This is a genomic window from Planotetraspora sp. GP83, from assembly GCF_041262585.1.
Classification (GTDB): domain Bacteria; phylum Actinomycetota; class Actinomycetes; order Streptosporangiales; family Streptosporangiaceae; genus JAOEGB01.
Genome location: NZ_JBGCBZ010000005.1, coordinates 284531 through 304319, shown reverse-complemented (window position 1 = coordinate 304319; position 19789 = coordinate 284531). Strand labels below are relative to the sequence as shown.

Below are 19789 nucleotides of genomic sequence, written 5' to 3'. Positions count from 1 at the left end.
GTACCGGACGGCCACGTCACCCGCGATCGCATGCCGGCTTCTGAGATCGCGACGAGCTCGGCCGTGCTTCCCTCACAGACCCCCAGCCAGAGAAAGGACCCACGCCAAATGCGCAAGGGGATCCTCAGCATCGGTGCCGCCGCCGCGGCGCTTTCCTTCGGTCTCACCGCCTGCGGGGGCGAGAGCGGTGACACCTCCGCTCAGAGCAGCGGCGCGCCGTCGTCCGCGGCCGGCGCCAAGGTCGGCAAGATCGGCGTCATCCTCCCGGACAGCAAGTCGTCGGCCCGGTGGGAGACCGCTGACCGGAAGTACCTCAAGGAGGCCTTCGACGCGGCCGGCGTGCAGTCGGACATCCAGAACGCCCAGGGCGACAAGACCGCCTTCCAGACCATCGCCGACCAGATGATCACGAACGGCGCGACCGTGCTGGTGATCGTGAACCTGGACAGCGGCACCGGCAAGGCCGTCCTGGACAAGGCCAAGTCGCAGGGCGTCGCGACGATCGACTACGACCGCCTGACGCTGGGCGGCAGCGCCTCCTACTACGTGTCGTTCGACAACACCAAGGTCGGCACGCTGCAGGGCGAGGGCCTGGCCAAGTGCCTGACCGACAACAAGGCCGACAAGCCGATCATCGCCGAGCTGAACGGCTCGCCGACCGACAACAACGCCACGCTGTTCAAGAACGGCTACGACGGCGTGCTCAAGCCGAAGTACGACTCCGGCGAGTACAAGAAGGGCCCGGACCAGTCGGTCCCGGACTGGGACAACGCCCAGGCCGGCACGATCTTCGAGCAGATGCTGACCCAGGAGCCGAAGATCGGTGGCGTGCTCGCCGCGAACGACGGCCTCGGCAACGCCGCCATCGCCGTGCTGAAGAAGCAGAAGCTCAACGGCAAGGTCCCGGTCACCGGCCAGGACGCCACCGTGCAGGGCCTGCAGAACATCCTCGCCGGCGACCAGTGCATGACGGTCTACAAGGCGATCAAGAAGGAGGCCGACGCCACGTCGCAGCTCGCCATCGCCCTGGCCAAGGGTGAGAAGCCGGCGGCGACCGCGACGGTCAAGGACACCCAGAGCGGCCGGGACGTGCCCGCGGTCCTGCTCGACCCGCAGCCCATCTACTTCGACAACGTGAAGGATGTCGTGGCCGACGGGTTCGTCTCCAAGGACGAGCTGTGCACCGGCGAGTTCGCCGACAAGTGCGCCAAGGCCGGCGTCAGCTAAGCCCCCTTCCCCTACGGGCCGGTACGGCGCGGCAAGCCGTACCGGCCCCTTCATCAACGCCCCTTCATCAACGGAGTAGCCCATCGTGTCCCAGGGACCGGTCCTGGAACTGCGCGGCATCGACAAGAGCTTCGGTCCCGTGCAGGTCCTTCACGACGTCGCCTTCTCGGTGTACCCCGGAGAGGTGACAGCACTGGTCGGCGACAACGGCGCCGGCAAGTCCACGCTCGTCAAGTGCATCGGCGGGATCTACCCGATCGACGCCGGCGAGTACTTCTTCGACGGCGAGAAGGTCCAGGTGAGCGGGCCGAGGGACGCGGCGGCGCTGGGCGTCGAGATCGTCTATCAGGACCTCGCGCTCTGCGACAACCTCGACATCGTGCAGAACATGTTCCTCGGACGGGAGCGCACAAGCGGCCTGGTCCTGGACGAGGCCACGATGGAGGAGATGGCGGCCAAGACGCTGGCCGGCCTGTCGGTCCGGACGGTGAAGTCGCTCCGCCAGCAGGTCTCCAGCCTCTCCGGCGGCCAGCGGCAGACCGTGGCGATCGCCAAGGCCGTCCTGTGGAACAGCAAGGTCGTCATCCTCGACGAGCCGACGGCCGCGCTCGGCGTCGCGCAGACCGCCCAGGTGCTCGAGCTCGTCCGCCGGCTGGCCGACAACGGCCTCGCCGTGGTACTCATCTCGCACAACATGAACGACGTCTTCGCCGTGTCCGACCGGATCGCGGCCCTCTATCTCGGGCGGATGGCCGCCCAGGTCAGGACCTCCGACGTGACTCACTCGCAGGTCGTGGAACTCATCACCTCCGGGCGCAGCGGGGAGCTCGGCCTCAGGAACGGCAACGGAGCGGCATCATGACGACGGAAACGCTCCCGGAGCGGAGCACCTCCGGCTCCGCGATCGGCGTCCACGTGAAGGGCTACGTCGAGCGGGTGCGGGGCGGCGAGCTCGGGGCCCTCCCCGCGGTCTTCGGCCTCGTCGTGCTGTGCGTGGTCTTCTCGGTCCTGCGCCCGGCCTTCCTGTCGCCGGTGAACTTCGCGAACCTGTTCACGCAGGGCGCCGCGGTCACCGTCATCGCGATGGGCCTCATCTTCGTGCTGCTGCTGGGCGAGATCGACCTGTCGGCGGGCTTCGCCAGCGGCGTCTGCGCGGCGGTGCTCGCGGTCCTCCTCACCAACGAGGGCTGGCCCTGGTACGCCGCGGTCGGGGCCTCCATGCTGACCGGCGCCATCATCGGCACGGTCCTCGGCACGCTGGTCGCCAAGCTCGGGATCCCGTCGTTCGTCGTCACGCTGGCGGCGTTTCTCGCCTTCCAGGGCGTCCTGCTGCTCCTGGTCAAGGGCGGAACGAACATCTCGATCCGCGACGAGACGATCCTGGCCGTCGCGAACAGCAACGTGCCGCCGGTGGTCAGCTGGGTCGCGGTGATCGTGGGTGTGGCCGCCTACGCCGTCATCCAGCTGGTGAAGGCCCGCCGCCGCAGCGGCCGCGGCCTCGTCGCCGACCCGCTCATCCTGATCGTCTTCCGCGTGGCGGCGCTCGCGGTGATCGCGGGCGTAGCGGTCTACGTGCTCAACCTGGAGCGCAGCCGCAACGAGCTGATCGTGTCGCTCAAGGGCGTGCCGATCGTGGTCCCGGTGATCGTCGTCCTGCTGCTCGTGTGGACGTTCGTCCTCCACCGCACGCCGTACGGCCGGCACGTGTACGCGGTGGGCGGCAACGCCGAGGCGTCGCGCCGGGCCGGCATCAACGTCGACGGGATCCGCATCTCCGCGTTCGTGATCTGCTCCTTCATGGCGTCGATCGGCGGCATCATCGCCGCGTCCCGCGCGAACTCGGTCGACCCCAACACCGGCGGCAGCGACGTGCTGCTGTTCGCCGTGGGCGCGGCCGTCATCGGCGGCACCAGTTTGTTCGGCGGCAAGGGACGCGCGCTCGACGCCGTGCTCGGCGGCGCGGTCGTGGCCGTCATCCAGAACGGCATGGGCCTGATGGGCTACAGCGCGGGCGTGAAGTATGTCGTCACCGGTTCGGTGCTGCTGCTGGCCGCGGGCGTGGACGCCCTGTCCAGGAAGCGGGCGGCCGCGACCGGAAGACGATGATCTCCCACATCACAGTAGGGTGATCCCCGACCCCTGACCCCCTAGGAAAGCCGAGGCTGGCTCCATGATGCGCGCAGGTCCCTCACAGGAGGAGATCCGCAAGCACAACCTCGGCACCCTGCTCCGCCACGTCCACCTGGGAGGGCCCACCTCCCGGGCGGAGCTGACCACCCTCATGGGGCTGAACCGCAGCACCATCATGGCGCTGACCGCCGACCTGACGGCCGCGGGCCTCGTCAGGGAGGAGCTCCCCAGGGACACCGGGCGGGCGGGTCGCCCGTCCCTGGTGGTGCGGCCCGAGTCCGCCCGGGTCTACGTCCTCGCCTTCGACGTGGGCGTGGACCGGGTGGCCGCCGCGCGCATCGGCCTCGGCGGCGTGATCCTCGACCGCCGCGAGGCCGTACGGCAGCGCGGGCCGTTCGACATGGCCGGGGTCGTCGGCATGCTGGCCGGGTTCGCCCGGCAGATGCACCGCAAGACCCGGGCCGACACGGTGTGCGTGGGGGCGGCGGCGGCGTTCTGCGGCGCGGTGCGCAAATCGGACGGCGTCGTCAGGATCGGGCCCAACATCGGCCTGGAAGAGGGGCCCTTCGGCGACGAGCTGTCCAGGAAGCTCGCGCTCGGCCTGCCCGTCGCGGTCGGTAACGACGCCAACCTGGGCGCCCTCGCGGAGCACACGCGGGGGATCGGCATGGGCTGCCGCGACCTCATCTACCTGCACGGAGACGTCGGCATCGGCGGCGGCATCGTGGTGAACGGCCAACTGCTCGGCGGGTTCGCCGGATACGGCGGCGAGGTCGGCCACATGGTGGTCAACCCCGGCGGGCGGCCCTGCGGCTGCGGGTCGCGCGGCTGCCTGGAGGCCGAGGTGGGGGAGCGGGCCCTGATGGAGCACGCGGGCCGGTACGGCGAGGCCATCGGAAGGGACGGCGTGCGGGCCGTCGTGGACGCCGCCGACCGGGGCGACGTGGTGACCCAGGAGGCCCTTCAGCGCGTCGGCGACTGGCTCGGCCTGGGCGTCGCCAACCTGGTCAACGTCTTCAACCCCGAGATGGTCATCTTCGGCGGCATGCTGAGAGAGCTGTACCTGGGGTCGGCCGCCCAGGTGCGCAGCCGGATCAACACCGTGACGCTCGCCGCGTCACGGGAGCGCCTCCGGCTGCGCACGTCCGTGCTAGGAGACGACGCGACCCTGATGGGGGCCGCCGAGCTGGCCTTCGCCCAGGTGCTCGCCGACCCCCTGGAGGTCCTGGCGCGTCTCGCGCCCTGAACGCCGGGCTGAGACGTCAGGCGACCTTGGACGCCGGGGCGGTGAAGGTGTCGCACACGCTTGGGCCGTTGCCGTTCCAGCCGCGCTTGAGCCAGTAGACGATGCTCTTGCGCGTGCCGTGCCACTTGTCGCCGTACTTGTAGTCGAGCAGGTCGTCCCAGTCGAACTGGTCGCGGCCGAGGGAGTGCCAGATGCTGCCGATGAACGCGCCGGAGAAGCACTCGGCCTGGAGCTCGACCCGCCGGTTCAGGGAGTAGAACTTGGCCGTGCCGAAGTGGGGCGCCAGCTTATCCGTGGCTCGGAGGATGCCGACGCGGTCCTGGACGTAGTGTCCGTACTCGTGGGCGATCACCTGGAACAGCTCGAACTCCGACGGGTCGGCGAGCTGCTGCTTGTAGATGAGGATCCACATCGTCTTGTCGGCCTGGCAGTAGATCCCCGCGGCGTACGGCGCCGGGTACTTGCCGCAGCCCGTCTTGACGGCGCTGGTGATGAAGCGGACCTTCGGCTTGGCGAACGACAGCCCGGCCTGCCGGAACTCCTCCGCCCAGGAGAGGTTGAGGCAGTCGAGCAGGTGGTCCAGATAGATCTTGTAGGACTCGACGTCGTCCGGGCGGCGGTCCAGCTCCTTGCACTCGGTGAAGTCGAACTGGCCGGTCTTGTAAATGGGGTTCCGGGTGAGCGCGGCCTTGCCCGTCGGAACCGGCGTGGCCGCCCGAGCGGAGGTCGCCCCGGAGACCTCGGAGGCGGTGGTGGCGCCCGAGGCGGCAGCCGTACCGGACAGGGAAAGGACGGTGGCGGCCGCGGCGATCGCGACGGCGATCGGGCGGAACCTGGTGCGGATCATGAGTAAGCGTCCCCAACGCAAAGAGAGTCAGGCAGGAAGCGTGGCAAACGTGACGAAATATCCGGACACAGCGCGATATGGCATGACATCGGTCTCGGCACGAGATCACGAGCGTAGGGGAGAAGTGAGCTGTGGGTAAAGCGGAATCAAAGGGAATCCAAGGGGGGTACGTCAAGGTTCAGTGCAGCCCATGGAAGGACGCGCCTCGCCGCGAACTAGACTCGATCTGTTCAACGGCGAGCGGGAAGGGATGACCTCGGTGGGGATTCTGGAGACGATAAGGGACCCGCTCGATGTGAAGAACCTGGCGGCCGGGCAACTGCCGCGCCTCGCCGCCGAGATCCGCGACCTGCTGATCACCTCCGTCGCCAGGGCCGGCGGCCACCTCGGCCCCAACCTCGGCGTCGTCGAGCTGACCATCGCCCTGCACCGCGTCTTCGACTCCCCACGGGACCGCATCCTCTTCGACACCGGCCACCAGGCGTACGTGCACAAGATGCTGACCGGCCGCGCGGGCGACTTCGGCACGCTCCGGCAGGAGGGCGGGCTGTCCGGCTACCCCAGCCAGGCGGAGTCCGAGCACGACGTCATCGAGAACTCGCACGCCTCGACCGCGCTGTCCTACGCGGACGGCCTGGCCAAGGCCTTCCGGCTCCGCCAGGAGTCCGACCGCACGGTCGTGGCCGTGATCGGCGACGGCGCGCTGACGGGCGGCATGGCCTGGGAGGCGCTGAACAACATCGCGGGGCACAAGGACCTGCCGCTGATCGTCGTGGTGAACGACAACGGCCGCTCCTACTCCCCGACGATCGGCGGTCTCGCGTCGCACCTGTCGTCGCTGCGGATGACCCAGGGCTACGAGCACGCGCTGGAGCTCGTCAAGAACAACCTCGGCAGGGTGCCGGTCGTCGGCGGGCCCCTCTACGAGACCCTGCACGGCGTCAAGAAGGGGCTCAAGGACATCTTCTCGCCGCAGGTCATGTTCGAGGACCTGGGGCTGAAGTACGTCGGTCCGATCGACGGCCACGACGAGGAGGCCGTGGAGGCGGCGCTGCGCCGCGCCAGGGCGTTCCGCGGGCCGGTCATCGTGCACGTGCTCACCCGCAAGGGCAACGGCTACTCGCACGCGGAGAACCACGACGAGGACTGCTTCCACAGCCCCCAGCCGTTCGACGTCGAGACCGGCGAGGAGCGCCCCAGGCCGCACAGCTGGACCAACGTGTTCAGCGAGGAGATGGTCAAGATCGGCGCGGAGCGGCAGGACGTGGTCGCGATCACCGCGGCGATGCTCCACCCGACGGGGCTGGCCGCGTTCGCGGACGCCTACCCGGACCGGATCTACGACGTGGGCATCGCCGAGCAGCACGCGCTGACGAGCGCGGCCGGGCTGGCGCTCGGCGGCCTGCACCCGGTCGTGGCCGTCTACGCGACCTTTCTCAACCGCGCTTTCGACCAGCTCCTGATGGACGTCGCCCTGCACCGGCTGCCCGTCACGGTGGTGCTCGACCGGGCCGGCGTCACGGGCGACGACGGGGCCAGCCACAACGGCATGTGGGACCTGTCGATCCTCCAGGTGGTCCCCGGCCTGTCCATCGCCGTCCCGCGCGACGCCGTACGGCTCCGCGAACTGCTGGCCGAGTCGCTCGGCGTCGAGGGCGGCCCGTCGGTGGTCCGCTTCCCCAAGGGCGCGGTGCCCAAGGAGATCGAGGCCGTCGGGAAGCTCGGCGAGATGGACGTGCTGCGCGCGGGCGACCCGGACGTGCTGCGCGCGGGCGACCCGGACGTGCTGCTGGTCGCGGTGGGCCCGATGGCGGAGATCTGCATGGAGGCGGCGACCCTGCTCGACGCCCAGGGCATCTCCGCCACCGTGGTGGACCCGCGCTGGGTCAAGCCGCTGGACGAGGCCCTGGTGCTGGCCGCCTCCGCCCACAAGCTCGTCGTGGTGGTGGAGGACAACGGCAGGGTCGGCGGTGTCGGCGACGCCGTGGCGCGCCTGCTGCGCGACGCCGACGTGGACGTGCCGGTGCGGACCTACGGCATCCCGCAGCGGTTCCTCGACCCCGCCAAGCGGGCGAAGATCCTCGCGGACATCGGCCTCACCGGGCAGGACCTCGCCCGGGAGATCACCGAGGCGGTCGCCAAGCGGTCGCCCGTGCTGGAGGGCCACCCCGCCCGCCAGGTCTAGCGCCTGCTCGGTAACTGTCCGGGCAACTACTCTGTCAACCGCGAGTAAGGATCGCTTTTCCGGGAAGTCTGCAGGTCATCGGCGTGATGAGGAGCCTGCGGATGAGCGTTTTCCGGACAAAGTCCGTTGAGCAGTCAATAGCAGACGCCGAGGGCGGCGAGCATCGCCTCAAACGAAGCCTGACCGCCCTCGACCTGACCGTCTTCGGCATCGGCGTCATCGTCGGCACGGGCATCTTCGTGCTGACCGGCGTGGCGGCGCGCGACACGGCGGGGCCGGCCGTGGCGCTCTCCTTCGTGGTCGCCGCCGTCGCCTGCGGCCTGGCGGCCCTCTGCTATGCCGAGTTCGCCGCCGCCGTCCCAGTGGCGGGATCGGCCTACACGTTCGCGTACGCCACGATCGGCGAGTTCCCCGCGTGGATCATAGGGTGGGACCTCATGCTGGAGCTCGCGCTCGGAGCGGCCGTGGTGGCGTCGGGGTGGTCGGGCTACTTCGCCTCACTGCTGAAGAACTTCGGCGTCTACCTGCCGGAGTCGATCGCCGGTGACAAGGCGGTCTTCAACGTGCCGGCCGCGCTGATCGTGCTGCTGCTGACGGCCGTCCTGGTGGCCGGGATCAAGCTGTCGGCCCGGTTCAACGCGACGATGGTGGCGATCAAGGTCGCGGTCGTGCTGCTCGTCATCGTCGCCGGGCTGTTCTTCGTGAAGGGCGCCAACTACCAGCCGTTCATCCCGCCGTCCCACGAGATCGTGGGCAAGAGCGGGCTCGGCGCGCCGCTCATCCAGGTGCTGTTCGGGGTGAAGCCCGTCGTCTACGGCGTCTTCGGGATCTTCACCGGCGCCGCGCTCGTCTTCTTCGCCTACATCGGGTTCGACGTGGTGGCGACGGCGGCCGAGGAGACCCGCCGCCCGCAGCGCGACCTCCCGATCGGCATCATCGCCTCACTCGTCATCTGCACGATCCTCTACGTCGCGGTCTCGCTCGTCGTCGTGGGTATGCAGCACTACAGTCAGCTCAGCGTCTCGGCCCCGCTCGCCGACGCCTTCCGCGCCGTGGGGCAGCCGTGGCTGGCGACGCTGATCAGCTTCGGCGGAATCGCGGGTCTGACCACGGTCGTCATGATCCTCATGCTCGGCCAGAGCCGGGTGCTGTTCGCGATGTGCCGGGACAACCTGCTGCCGCGCCGGCTGGCCCGCGTCCACCCCCGGTTCCGCACGCCGTACGTCATCACGATCATCATCGGAGTCGTCACCGCGCTGCTGGCGGCTCTCATCCCGCTCAGCGCGATCGCGGAGCTCGTCAACATCGGCACGCTCTTCGCGTTCGTCATCGTCTCGATCGCGGTCGTCCTGCTGCGGAGGACCCGTCCCGATCTGCCGCGGTCGTTCCGCACGCCGTGGGTTCCGGTGCTGCCGATCCTGTCGGTGCTCGCCTGTGTCTATTTGATGCTCAACCTGCCGGTGGAGACGTGGCTCCGGTTCCTCATCTGGATGATCGTCGGCACCGGCGTCTACTTCGCGTACGGCCACCGCCGCAGCCGGGTCTCGGTCAGCGGGGAGCGGCCATCACTCCTTGAAACATGAGCACGGCCCCGGCCGCGGTCAGCAGGACTCCGGCGGCGCCCAGCAGGATCCGGTAGCCCCCCGGCGTGAGGCGGTGCCGTCCCGCCCCGATCGCCCAGGCCAGCACCACCTTGGATCCGCACAGGACGAGGTAGAAGCCGAAGACGAAGGCGAGCGCCGACGCGGGGACCCTGCCCCACGCGGCGGTGAAGACGGGCGCGCCGACCGCGATCCAGAACAGCCAGGGATGCGGGTTGAGGAGGTTGACCACGACCCCGTGCAGCACCGCCCTCCGCGCGGACGGCTCGACGGCCCCGGGCTCGGGCGGCTTCGCCGTACGGGCCTCGCGGATCGTGGAGACGCCGAGGTAGACGACGTAGAGGCCGCCCACGACCGACAGGACCCGCACCATCAGGCCGGGCAGCGCGCCGACGGCCGTGATCGACAGCAGCACGACCGGGAGGTCCGACAGCAGCGGCACGCAGGCCAGGCGCAGCCCGGCCCGGAAGCCCCCGCGCAGGCTGGCGGTGATCACCAGGCTCAGCAGGGCCCCCGGCGTCACCCCGGCGCCCAGCCCGAGGCTGAGCCCGAGCAGCAACTCGCGCACGCCGCCGCCCTCCCGATATCCCTTTCGAGATGTTCACGTGAGGCTATCGAGAGGGCGGCGGCGCGTCTAACCCGCTATGCGGGAACCGAGGCGACCCCCGGCGGCAGGAACCGGCCGCCGGTGACCTCCTCGGAGATGCCGGTCCGGTCGAGGTACGGCGTGACGCCGCCGGTGTGGAACGGCCAGCCCGCCCCGAGGATCATGCACAGGTCGATATCCTCGGGAGCGGCCACCACGCCCTCGTCGAGCATGAGCCGGATCTCCTGGGCCAGCGCCCGGAGCGCGCGGAGCCGCACGTCCTCGGCGGACGAGGGGTGGGAGCCGCCCTCGAACAGCGCCCGCACCTCGGGATCGATCTGGAAGTCCGCGCCGTAGACGCCGGGCTTGCCCGCCGCGACGAGCCTGGCCAGGTTCTCCGAGACGCCGTAGCGGTCGGGGAAGGCCGCGTGCATGGTCTCCGCCACGTGCAGCGCGACGGCGGGGCCGACGAGCTGGAGCAGCGTGAACGGCGTCATCGGCAGGCCGAGGCCGTCCAGCGCGTGGTCGGCCACCTCCAGCGGGGTGCCCTCGTCGGCGGCCGCGGTGACCTCGCCCATGAAGCGGGTCAGCAGCCGGTTGACGACGAACGCGGGGGCGTCCTTCACCAGGACGGACGACTTCTTCAGCGACTTGCCGACGGCGAAGGCCGTGGCGAGCGTCGCGTCGTCGGTCGCCGCGCCCCGGACGATCTCCAACAGCGGCAGCACGGCGACCGGGTTGAAGAAGTGGAAGCCCACCACCCGCTCCGGATGCCGCAGCTCGGACGCCATCTCGGTGATCGACAGCGAGGAGGTGTTGGTGGCCAGCACGCACGTCTCGGAGACGACCTCCTCGACCTCGGCGAAGACCCGCTGCTTGACCTTCAGGTCCTCGAAGACGGCCTCGATGACGAAATCGGCGTCCGCGAACGCGTCCTTCGTCAGCGAGCCGGTCACCAGGGCCTTGAGCCGGTTGGCCTGGTCGCCGGAGATCCGTCCCTTGCCCAGCAGCTTGTCCACCTCGGCGTGCACGTAGCCGACGCCCTTGTCCAGGCGGGCCTGGTCGAGGTCGGTCAGCACGACCGGCACCTCCAGCCGGCGCGCGAACAGCAGCGCGAGCTGCGAGGCCATCAGCCCGGCGCCCACGACGCCGACCTTGGTGACCTTGCGGGCCAGCGACTTGTCCGGCGCGCCCGCGGGCCGCTTGGCCCGGCGCTGCACGAGGTCGAACGCGTACAGCCCGGCGCGCAGTTCGTCGCTCATCAGCAGGTCGGCGAGCGCCTCGTCCTCGGCCGCGAAACCCTCGTCCCGCGACGCGGTGCGGGCCAGCGCCACCAGGTCGAGCGCACGGTAGGGCGCGGGGGAGGCGCCGCGGAGCTTCAGGTCGACCAGCGTCCGCGCCTGCTCGATCACCGGGGTCCAGTCGTCCTCGGTGTGCGGCCGCCGCTCCACGGCCACGTCGCCGCGAAGGATCTCGGCGGCCCAGCGGAGCGACTCCTCCAGGAAGTCGGCCGGCTGGAACATCGCGTCGGCGATCCCGAGCGCGAACGCGTCGCGCCCCTTGATCATCCGGTTCTGGGACAGCGGGTTCTCGATGATCAGCTTGATGGCCTTCTCGGGGCCGATCAGGCGGGGGAGGAGCTGCGTGCCGCCCCAGCCGGGGACGAGGCCGAGGAAGCACTCCGGGAGCGCGATGGCCGGGACGCCGGAGGACACGGTGCGATACGTGCAGTGCAGCGCGATCTCCAGGCCGCCGCCCATCGCCGCGCCGTTGACGAAGGCGAACGACGGGACGGCGAGCTCGCCCAGGCGGCGGAAGACGTGGTGTCCCAGCGCCCCGATGGCCTTGGCCTCCTCATGCGAGCTCACGGTCGCGGCGCCCTTGAGGTCGGCGCCGACCGCGAAGATGAACGGCTTGCCGACGACTCCGACGGCCGCGACGTCGCTCCGGGCGGCGATGCCGTCGAGGGCCTCGTTCAGCGCGAGCAGGCCGTGCGGGCCGAACGTGTTGGGCTTGGTGTGGTCGAACCCGTTGTCCAGGGTGATCAGCGCCATGGTGCCCGCGCCGTACGGCAGCTCGACGTCGCGGACGAGCGCCTTCGTGACGACCTCGCCGGCGGTCTTCTCGCTGAGGAGGGACTTCCAGTTCTCGACGTTGCTCATGCCGGATTCCCTCCGATGTTCTCCCAGATGACCGTGCCGCCCATGCCCATGCCGACGCACATCGTGGTGATGCCGTACCGGACGTCGGGCCGCTCGGCGAACTCGCGGGCGAGCTGGGTCATCAGCCGGACGCCCGACGACGCCAGCGGATGGCCGAACGCGATCGCGCCGCCGTACGGGTTCACGCGGGGGTCGTCGTCGGCGATGCCGAAGTGCTCCAGGAAGGCCAGCACCTGTACGGCGAAGGCCTCGTTGATCTCGAAGAGGCCGATGTCACCGATGGACAGCCCGGCGAGGCGCAGCGCCCGCTCGGTCGACGGGATCGGGCCGACGCCCATGACCTCGGGGTCCACGCCGGCGAAGGCGTAGGAGACCAGCCGCATGCGCGGGGTCAGCCCGAGCTCCTCGGCGACCTCCTCGGCGGCCACGATGCAGCCCGTCGCGCCGTCGTTGATGCCGGACGCGTTGCCCGCCGTGACCCTGCCGTGCGCGCGGAAGGGGGTCTTCAGGCTCCGCAGGCCCTCCAGGCTGGTGCCGGGCCGGGGAGCCTCGTCGGCCGTGGCCAGCCCCCAGCCCTCGGCCGCCTTGCGGGTCGCCATCGGCACCAGGTCATGCTGGATCCTGCCGTCGGCGTACGCCTTGGCCACCTTCTCCTGCGAGGCCACGGCGTAGGCGTCGGCGCGGTCCTTGGTGATGGACGGGTAGCGGTCGTGCAGGTTCTCCGCGGTCATGCCCATGATCAGGGCCGAGCCGTCCACGAGCTGCTCGGACAGGAACCGCGGGTTGGGGTCGACGCCCTCGCCCATCGGGTGGCGGCCCATGTGCTCGACGCCGCCGGCGATGGCCACGTCGTATGCTCCGAAGGAGATGCCGCCCGCCACCGTCGTGACGGCGGTCATCGCCCCGGCGCACATGCGGTCGATGGCGTAGCCGGGGACCGACTTCGGCAGCCCGGCCAGCACCGCGGCCGACCGGCCGATGGTGAGACCCTGGTCGCCGATCTGGGTGGTGGCCGCGATGGCGACCTCGTCCACCCGCTCGGGCGGGAGGTTGGGGTTGCGCCGCATCAGCTCGCGGATGACGCGGACAACCAGGTCGTCGGCACGCGTCTCGGCGTACAGGCCCTTGGGGCCCGACTTGCCGAAAGGCGTCCGAACGCCGTCGACGAAGACGACTTCACGGGACGCAGGCACGGGGTTGGCTCCTACTTGTCGGTAGCTTCACTCCACATGCTACTGGCCGGTAACCGTTGTCGGGGTCAGGGGTGCGGCCATGGAAGCATGGCCTCGTGACAGCGGTGCTTTGGCATACTGGAAACCGCTTTCCACTGGAGGTTGCGTGGTCACTCTGGAAGACGTCGCGCGGCACGCGGGGGTGTCGCTCGCGACGGCGTCGCGCGTGCTCAACGGCAGCTCCCGCAACGTGGGGCGGGCGATGCGCGAGCGGGTCGAGAAGTCGGCCGCCGTGCTCGGCTACCGGACCAACGTGGCGGCCCAGACGCTGGCCCGCGGCGCGAGCAACGTCATCGGGCTGGTCGTCCACGACCTCGTCGACCCCTACTTCGCCGCGCTCGCCGACGGCGCGATGCGGGCGGCCGAGGCGCACGGCCACATGGTGATGGTCGGCACCACCCACCGCGATCCCGAGCGGGAGATCGCCTACGTCTCCACCCTGAACGCCCAGCGCGTCCGCGCGGTGCTGATCTCGGGCTCCCGGGTCACCGACCCGGACGTGACCTCCCGGCTGCGGGCGGAGCTGGACCGCTACCGCGAGTCCGGCGGCCGCGTCGCCTGCGTCGGTCAGGACCTGCTCGGCGTCGGCACGATCGCGCCGGCCAACCGCGAGGGGGCGGCCGAGCTGGCCCGCGCGCTGGCCGCTCTGGGGCACACCAGGTTCGCCGTGCTGGCCGGGCCGCCTCATCTCATCACGGCCGCCGACCGCTCCGCCGGGTTCGCGGAGGCGCTCGCCGGGCTCGGCCTCCCCGAGCCGCAGGTGATCCACGGCCCCTTCGACCGGGACGGCGGCTACGAGGCGGTCCAGGAGGTCACCGGGGCGACCTGCGTCTTCGCGGTCAACGACGTGATGGCGGTCGGCGCGCTCGCCGCCCTCAGGAGCCGGGGTGTGCGGGTGCCGGACGACATCTCGGTGGCCGGGTTCGACGACATAAAGCCCCTGCGCGACCTCACCCCGAGCCTCACGACGGTGCGGCTGCCGCTCACGGAGATGGGCGCCCAGGCGGTCGAGCTGGCCCTCTCGGGCGAGGAGGGCGGCGAGCCGCGCCTGGTCCACGTCGAGTGCGAGGTCGTTCTCCGCGAGAGCGTCCGGCCCCTGGTCTGAGCGCCGGGAAGCCTCAAGGGGCTTCCGGCCGCCTCAGACCAGGGGACGTCGCGTCCGATCAGAGGGTCCGATCAGAGGGTCCGATGAGGGGTCCGATCAGAGCGGCTGGACGAGCGCGGCGAAGCGGGTCTTCATCGTCGCCATGACCTCGTCGGGGTCGGCGGCCCAGACGTCGGCGTTGAAGATCTCGACCTCGATGTCCCCCGTGTACCCGGCGGCCGTCACGGCCTCGGTCAGCGGCCCGAAGTCGATCACGCCGTCGCCCATCATGCCGCGGCCCAGCAGGACGTCGGCGGGCAGCGGGCTCAGGAAGTCGCACACCTGGTAGGACGCGATCCGCCCCTCCCGCCCCGCCCGCTCGATCTGCTCGAACACCTGCGGATCCCACCACACGTGGAAGGTGTCCACGACGACCCCGACCGTCTCCGGCGCGTACGGCGCGGCGAGGTCGAGCGCCTGGCCCAGGGTGGACAGGACGGCCCGGTCGGCGCAGTACATCGGGTGCAGCGGCTCCAGGCCCAGCCGGACGCCCCGCTCGGCGGCGTAGGGGGCCAGCACGGCCAGGGCGTCGGCGACCCTCCTCCGGGCCTCCGGCAGGTCGCGGGAGATCTCCCCGAGCGGCTCGCCCGGCACGACGCCGGGCAGCCCTCCGACGACCATGACCAGGCACGCCGCGCCGAGCGCGGCCGCCTCGTCGATCGCCCGCCGGTTGTCCTCCTCGTAGGAGTCCCCGGTGAGGAAGCCGCCCCGGCAGAGTGACGAGACCCGCAGCCCCGCGTCGCGGACCAGTGTGATGGACTCATCGAGCCCCTGCTCGGCGACGTTCTGCCGCCACAGCCCGATGGCCCCGACGCCGTGCCGTACGCACCCGTCCACGGCCTCCTTGACCGACCACCGCCTGGTGGTCCACTGGTTCAGCGAAACCCGATTCCTATCCCTGCCCAACCCCATCCCTCTCCTCTCACTGGGTGTGATCATGCACGGCCTCCCGGACATGGTCCCGACCTGCCCCCACATCCGGCGTGATCATGCACGGATTCCCTGACACGCCGCCTGACGTGGGGGTATGCGATTCGTGATCATGCGCGCGTTGTTGAGTGCATGATCACCGTTGGCGTCCCTGCAGATGAAAGCCCCGGGCGGGAACTCGTGCATGATCACGTTCAAGGTGAGCTGCCCCACCAGGAACTCGTGCATGATCACGCGGGTAGGCCGTGGGTGGTGAGGAGGGCCTTCATCCGGTGGACGGCCAGCTCGGGGTCGGGAAGCAGGCCCGCCTGGTCGGCCAGGCGGAAGACCTCGGCCAGGTGGGTGATCGAGCGCGCCGACTGGGCGCCGTTGACCATGACGAACCCGTCCTGGTGACCGGCGAGCCACGCGAGGAAGACGATGCCCGTCTTGTAGTGGTACGTCGGGGTTTCGAAGATCTTCCGGGACAGCGGCACCGTCGGGCCGAAGATCTCGTCGTAGGCCGTCAGGTGCCGCGCCCGGGTGGGCTCGTCGCCGGCCCACTCCGCCTCGTCGAGGGCCTGGAGCGCGGCCGCCGCCGCCGGGGCGATCGCGTCGAAGATGCCCAGCAGCGCGTGCGAGCCCGACTTGATCAGCGACGGGTAGTTGAAGTCGTCCCCGGTGTACAGCCGGACGCCCTCGGGGAGCGCCGCGCGGAGCCGCACCTCGTGGTCCTCGTCCAGCAGCGACACCTTGACGCCCTCCACCATGGGCGCGTGGTCGCGGATGAGCGCGAGGAACGACTCGGTGGCCGCCTCCACGTCGCGTGACCCCCAGTATCCGGCGAGCTGGGGGTCGAACATCTCGCCCAGCCAGTGCAGGATCACCGGCCGGTCGGCCTGCCCGAGCAGCTTGCCGTACACCGCGTGGTAGTCGTCCGGGCCCCTCGCGACGCGGGCGAGCTGGCGGCTGGCCATGAGGATCACCCCGGCCTCGGCCGTCCGCACGGTCTCGACCTGCTCGGTGTACGCGGCGATGATCTCGTCGAGGGTCCCGGCGTCCGGCGCGTGGTCGGTGCCCGCGCCGCAGGCCACCAGCTCCGCCGGGTCGCCGAGGGAGCGGGCCTCGGCGGCGCTGCGCCGGATCAGCTCCCGCGTGGCGGCCCAGTCGAGGCCCATGTTCCGCTGGGCCGTGTCCATGGCGTCCGCGACGCGCAGGCCGTACGACCACAGGTGCCGCCGGAAGCGCAGCGTGGCGTCCCAGTCGACGTCGGCGGGCAGGCCGGGGCAGTTCTCGCCGTGGACGCCGGCGACCACGTGGGCCGCCGCGTAGACCACGCGCGAGGACGGCGCGCCGGCCGGCCGCGCCCAGGTGACGGGCTCACGCAGCCGGTACGGCTCGGGCGCCCCCGGCAGCGAGATCTCGATGGGGACGCCGGTCACAGCGCCTCCACCGGGAGGCGGCGCCCCTCGGCGTGGGAGCGCAGGCCCAGCTCGGCGATCCGCACGTTGCGGGCGCCCGCGGCGAACGTGTGCGGGAAGGGGGCGTCCTCCAGGACGTGGCGGATGAACATCTCCCACTGGAGCTTGAAGGCGTTCTCGAACTCCACATTGTCGGGCACCTCCTGCCACTGGTCGCGGAACGACTCGGTGACCGGGATGTCCGGGTTCCAGATCGGCCTCGGCGTGCTGCCGCGATGCTGGATCCGGCAGTTGCGCAGGCCGGCGACGGCGCTGCCGTGCGTGCCGTCCACCTGGAACTCCACCAGCTCGTCACGGTTCACGCGGACCGTCCAGGAGGAGTTGATCTGCGCCACGGCGCCGCCCTCGAGCTCGAAGACGCCGTAGGCCGCGTCGTCGGCGGTCGCCTTGTAGACCTGGCCGCGCTCGTCCCAGCGCTCGGGGATGTGGGTCGTGACGTGTGCGTACACCGACTCGATCCGGCCGAAGAGGTTCTCCAGGACGTATCCCCAGTGCGGGAACATGTCGAGCACGATGCCGCCGCCGTCCTCGGTCCGGTAGTTCCACGACGGGCGCTGCGCCGGCTGCCAGTCGCCCTCGAACACCCAGTAGCCGAACTCCCCGCGCACCGACAGGATCCGGCCGAAGAACCCGCCGTCGATGAGGCGCTTCAGCTTGAGCAGCCCCGGCAGGAACAGCTTGTCCTGCACGACGCCGTTCTTCACCCCGGCCTCCGCGGCGGCGTCGGCCAGCCGTACGGCGTCGGCGACCGTCTCCGCGGTCGGCTTCTCCGTGTAGACGTGCTTGCCCAGGGCGATGGCCTTGAGGGTCGCCGCGACCCGGGCTTGGGTCACCTGGGCGTCGAAGTAGATCGTGTTCGCCGGGTCCGCCAGGGCGTCGTCCAGGTCGGTGGTGTAGTCGGAGATGCCGTGCCTGTCGGCGACGTCGCCGATCCTGCGGAGATCCCGGCCGACGAGGAGGGGCCTGAGGCTGACGCGACTGCCGTCGGAGAGCGTCACCCCGCCCTGCTCGTTGATGGCCAGAACGGAACGGACGAGGTGCTGGCGATACCCCATCCGGCCGGTGACGCCGTTCATCACGACGCCGACAACGCGGTCGCTCATCCGGAGCACTCCTCATCGCTATATGGAAAGCGCTTTCCCGAAAGGATAGCCATGCCGCGATCGCCATGACAAGGCAGGAGGAGGTCAGACCTCGCCCTTGATCTCCAGCCGTTCGAGCGCCCTGGCCATCGGGTGCGCGGTCAGCGCGATCTGCCACTCCCGCGCCCCGAGCTCGCGCAGCCGTACGGCTATCGCCTCCTCCGAGAGATCGGCGGGCGGCTCCCAGGTGAGCCTCCGGACCGCGTCGGGCTGGAGCAGGTTCTCCGTCGGCATGCGGTGCTCGTCGGCGAGGGCGGCCACCACCGCCCGCGCGGCGGCGAGCCGTTTCGCGGCGACGGGGTCGCGGTCGGCCCACCGGTTGGCCGGGGGCGGGCCGTCGCCGGGGCCGACCGGCTGCGGCAGCTCCGCGTCGGGCATGCTCCGCGCCCGCGTCACCGCGGCGAGCCATTCCCGCAGGTGGCGGCGGGCGCTGCGGCCGGTGAACGGCGCGATGTCGGTGAGCGCCTTGGTGGTGCGCGGCTGGTCCAAAGCGGCCTGCACGATCGCCGAGTCGGGCAGCACCCGGCCCGGCGCCAGGTCGGCGGCCTGGGCGATCTCGTCGCGCAGCGTCCACAGCTCCCGCACGACGGCGAGGCCGCGCAGCGTCCGGACGCGGTGGATGCCCGAGGTGCGCCGCCACGGGTCGCTCCTCGGCGGCGCGGTCGGGGCCGCCAGGATCGCGGTGAACTCCTCCAGTGCCCACTCCAGCTTGCCGGTGGTCTCCAGCTCCGCGTGGAGGACGTCGCGGAGCTCGATCAGCACCTCCACGTCGAGCGCGGCGTAGCGCAGCCAGGCCTCGGGCAGCGGCCGGGTCGACCAGTCGGCGGCCGAGTGGCCCTTCTCCAGCCGGAGCCCGAGGACGACCTCCACCATCGTCCCGAGCCCGACCCGCTCATAGCCGAGAAGCCGCCCCGCCAGCTCGGTGTCGAACAGCCGCCGGGGCCGGAAGCCCAGCTCGGCGAGGCACGGCAGGTCCTGGGTCGCCGCGTGGAGGACGATCTCGGCGGTCCCCAGGGCGTCGTTCAGGGCGGTGAGGTCGCGGCAGGGCACCGGGTCGATGAGCGCGCTCCCCGCTCCCGCGCGGCGGAGCTGCACCAGGTAGGCGCGCCCGCTGTAGCGGTAGCCGGAGGCGCGCTCGGCGTCGACCGCGACCGGCCCGGCCCCCCGGGCGAAGGCCTGCACGGCAGCCGCCAGCGCTGCCGGGTCCTCGATGACGGGCGGAATTCCTTCGCGTGGCTCCAACAGGGGCTGGACTTCAGGTTCGGTCACTTGTCAAGGGACTTTCGGATCTTCACGGCGAGCCGGGCGCGGATGCAGCGCCGCGACGTCGGGGGGCAGGGGCGGGATGCCCGCCGCGATGCACATCAGGTCGCACCAGGCGGCGACGTGCGGCGACAGGTCCTCGTCCAGCGGAGACCAGGACGCCCGCAGCTCCAGCTCGGTGGTGACGGGATCCTCGGCCTTGTTGCCGAAGCCCTCCGACACCGCCCGGGTGACCGTGCCGCCGGCGGCGGCGTACGTGGCGCCGTGCGCGTCGAGCGCCTCGGTGAGCCAGCTCCAGGCGACCGGTCCGAGCAGCGGGTCGGAGGTGATCTCCGGCTCCATGTCGGCGCGGACGTAGGCGACCAGGCGGAACGGCCCCTCCCAGCCCCGCTGGCCGTCCGGGTCGAACAGCATGATCAGGCGGCCGACGGCGAGCTCGTCGTCGTCGCGGTAGACAGAGGCTCCGACCGCCCCGGAATAGGGCGCGAGCCGCTGGGGCGCCGGGATGTCCTCCAGCTCGATCTCCGGCCTGACCTCGGCAGGGCGCAACGTCTCCAGCGCGCGCCGGAAGGCGGCGGGAGGCGCCGGCGGTTCACCGAGGGTCATGACCGAAGAGTAGGTCGGATTCGGCATA

The 19789-nt window shown here is 70.9% G+C and carries 16 protein-coding genes; 7 read left to right on the top strand and 9 right to left on the bottom strand.

Annotated elements, in window-relative coordinates:
- Positions 1-108 precede the first annotated feature (108 nt).
- The 4 genes from ABH927_RS09965 (at position 109) to ABH927_RS09950 (ending at position 4603) form a co-directional block, all read left to right on the top strand.
- Complete coding sequence (locus ABH927_RS09965) at positions 109-1227, top strand: substrate-binding domain-containing protein (RefSeq protein WP_370020106.1); 1119 nt, start codon at positions 109-111, stop codon at positions 1225-1227.
- An 85-nt stretch (positions 1228-1312) separates the two neighbouring features.
- Positions 1313-2089 (top strand): ATP-binding cassette domain-containing protein, encoded by a 777-nt coding sequence (locus ABH927_RS09960; RefSeq protein WP_370020104.1) that lies wholly within the window; start codon positions 1313-1315, stop codon positions 2087-2089.
- Entirely contained in the window at positions 2086-3333 is a 1248-nt protein-coding gene (locus tag ABH927_RS09955) for a sugar ABC transporter permease (protein WP_370020102.1), read from the top strand. The genes ABH927_RS09960 and ABH927_RS09955 overlap by 4 nt, the downstream gene beginning before the upstream one ends.
- A 67-nt stretch (positions 3334-3400) precedes the next feature.
- Complete coding sequence (locus ABH927_RS09950) at positions 3401-4603, top strand: ROK family protein (RefSeq protein ID WP_370020239.1); 1203 nt, start codon at positions 3401-3403, stop codon at positions 4601-4603.
- A 16-nt stretch (positions 4604-4619) separates the two neighbouring features.
- Here the strand turns inward: ABH927_RS09950 and ABH927_RS09945 are convergent, their stop codons facing one another.
- Entirely contained in the window at positions 4620-5450 is an 831-nt protein-coding gene (locus ABH927_RS09945) for a neutral zinc metallopeptidase (RefSeq protein ID WP_370020100.1), read from the bottom strand.
- Positions 5451-5709: 259 nt separating this feature from the next.
- Here ABH927_RS09945 and dxs point away from each other — a divergent pair, with 259 nt between their 5' ends.
- Together dxs and ABH927_RS09935 are read left to right on the top strand one after the other, a co-directional pair.
- On the top strand, positions 5710-7635 hold the full coding sequence (dxs, locus tag ABH927_RS09940) for a 1-deoxy-D-xylulose-5-phosphate synthase (protein ID WP_370020238.1): 1926 nt from the start codon (positions 5710-5712) through the stop codon (positions 7633-7635).
- 101 nt (positions 7636-7736) lie between these two features.
- Positions 7737-9218 carry an amino acid permease gene (locus ABH927_RS09935; protein WP_370020098.1) on the top strand — a complete coding sequence of 494 codons (1482 nt, stop codon included), beginning with the start codon at positions 7737-7739 and terminating at the stop codon, positions 9216-9218.
- Here ABH927_RS09935 and ABH927_RS09930 read toward each other — a convergent pair.
- From ABH927_RS09930 to ABH927_RS09920, 3 genes are all read right to left on the bottom strand, one after another.
- Positions 9184-9804 carry a LysE family translocator gene (locus ABH927_RS09930; protein WP_370020096.1) on the bottom strand — a complete coding sequence of 207 codons (621 nt, stop codon included), beginning with the start codon at positions 9802-9804 and terminating at the stop codon, positions 9184-9186. The two genes, ABH927_RS09935 and ABH927_RS09930, sit on opposite strands and share 35 nt — an antisense overlap.
- A gap of 74 nt (positions 9805-9878) precedes the next feature.
- Positions 9879-11984: a 3-hydroxyacyl-CoA dehydrogenase NAD-binding domain-containing protein gene (locus ABH927_RS09925; RefSeq protein WP_370020094.1), complete on the bottom strand. Its 2106-nt coding sequence runs from the start codon at positions 11982-11984 to the stop codon at positions 9879-9881.
- Positions 11981-13177 carry an acetyl-CoA C-acyltransferase gene (locus ABH927_RS09920; protein WP_370020092.1) on the bottom strand — a complete coding sequence of 399 codons (1197 nt, stop codon included), beginning with the start codon at positions 13175-13177 and terminating at the stop codon, positions 11981-11983. The genes ABH927_RS09925 and ABH927_RS09920 overlap by 4 nt, the downstream gene beginning before the upstream one ends.
- Positions 13178-13322: 145 nt before the next feature.
- On the opposite strand from ABH927_RS09920, the gene ABH927_RS09915 reads away from it, so the two are divergent.
- Positions 13323-14321, top strand: a complete 999-nt coding sequence (locus tag ABH927_RS09915) for a LacI family DNA-binding transcriptional regulator (protein WP_370020090.1) — start codon at positions 13323-13325, stop codon at positions 14319-14321.
- A 96-nt stretch (positions 14322-14417) separates the two neighbouring features.
- Here the strand turns inward: ABH927_RS09915 and ABH927_RS09910 are convergent, their stop codons facing one another.
- The 5 genes from ABH927_RS09910 to ABH927_RS09890 form a co-directional block, all read right to left on the bottom strand.
- Positions 14418-15299 (bottom strand): sugar phosphate isomerase/epimerase family protein, encoded by an 882-nt coding sequence (locus tag ABH927_RS09910; protein ID WP_370020089.1) that lies wholly within the window; start codon positions 15297-15299, stop codon positions 14418-14420.
- A gap of 221 nt (positions 15300-15520) precedes the next feature.
- Positions 15521-16711 carry a dihydrodipicolinate synthase family protein gene (locus ABH927_RS09905; protein WP_370020087.1) on the bottom strand — a complete coding sequence of 397 codons (1191 nt, stop codon included), beginning with the start codon at positions 16709-16711 and terminating at the stop codon, positions 15521-15523.
- Positions 16708-17853: a Gfo/Idh/MocA family protein gene (locus ABH927_RS09900; RefSeq protein WP_370020086.1), complete on the bottom strand. Its 1146-nt coding sequence runs from the start codon at positions 17851-17853 to the stop codon at positions 16708-16710. The genes ABH927_RS09905 and ABH927_RS09900 overlap by 4 nt, the downstream gene beginning before the upstream one ends.
- 84 nt (positions 17854-17937) lie before the next feature.
- A complete protein-coding gene (locus tag ABH927_RS09895; RefSeq protein ID WP_370020084.1) occupies positions 17938-19161 on the bottom strand; it encodes an HRDC domain-containing protein in 1224 nt (407 codons plus the stop codon).
- A gap of 3 nt (positions 19162-19164) precedes the next feature.
- A complete protein-coding gene (locus ABH927_RS09890) occupies positions 19165-19761 on the bottom strand; it encodes a DUF3000 domain-containing protein (RefSeq protein WP_370020082.1) in 597 nt (198 codons plus the stop codon).
- Positions 19762-19789: the final 28 nt, after the last annotated feature.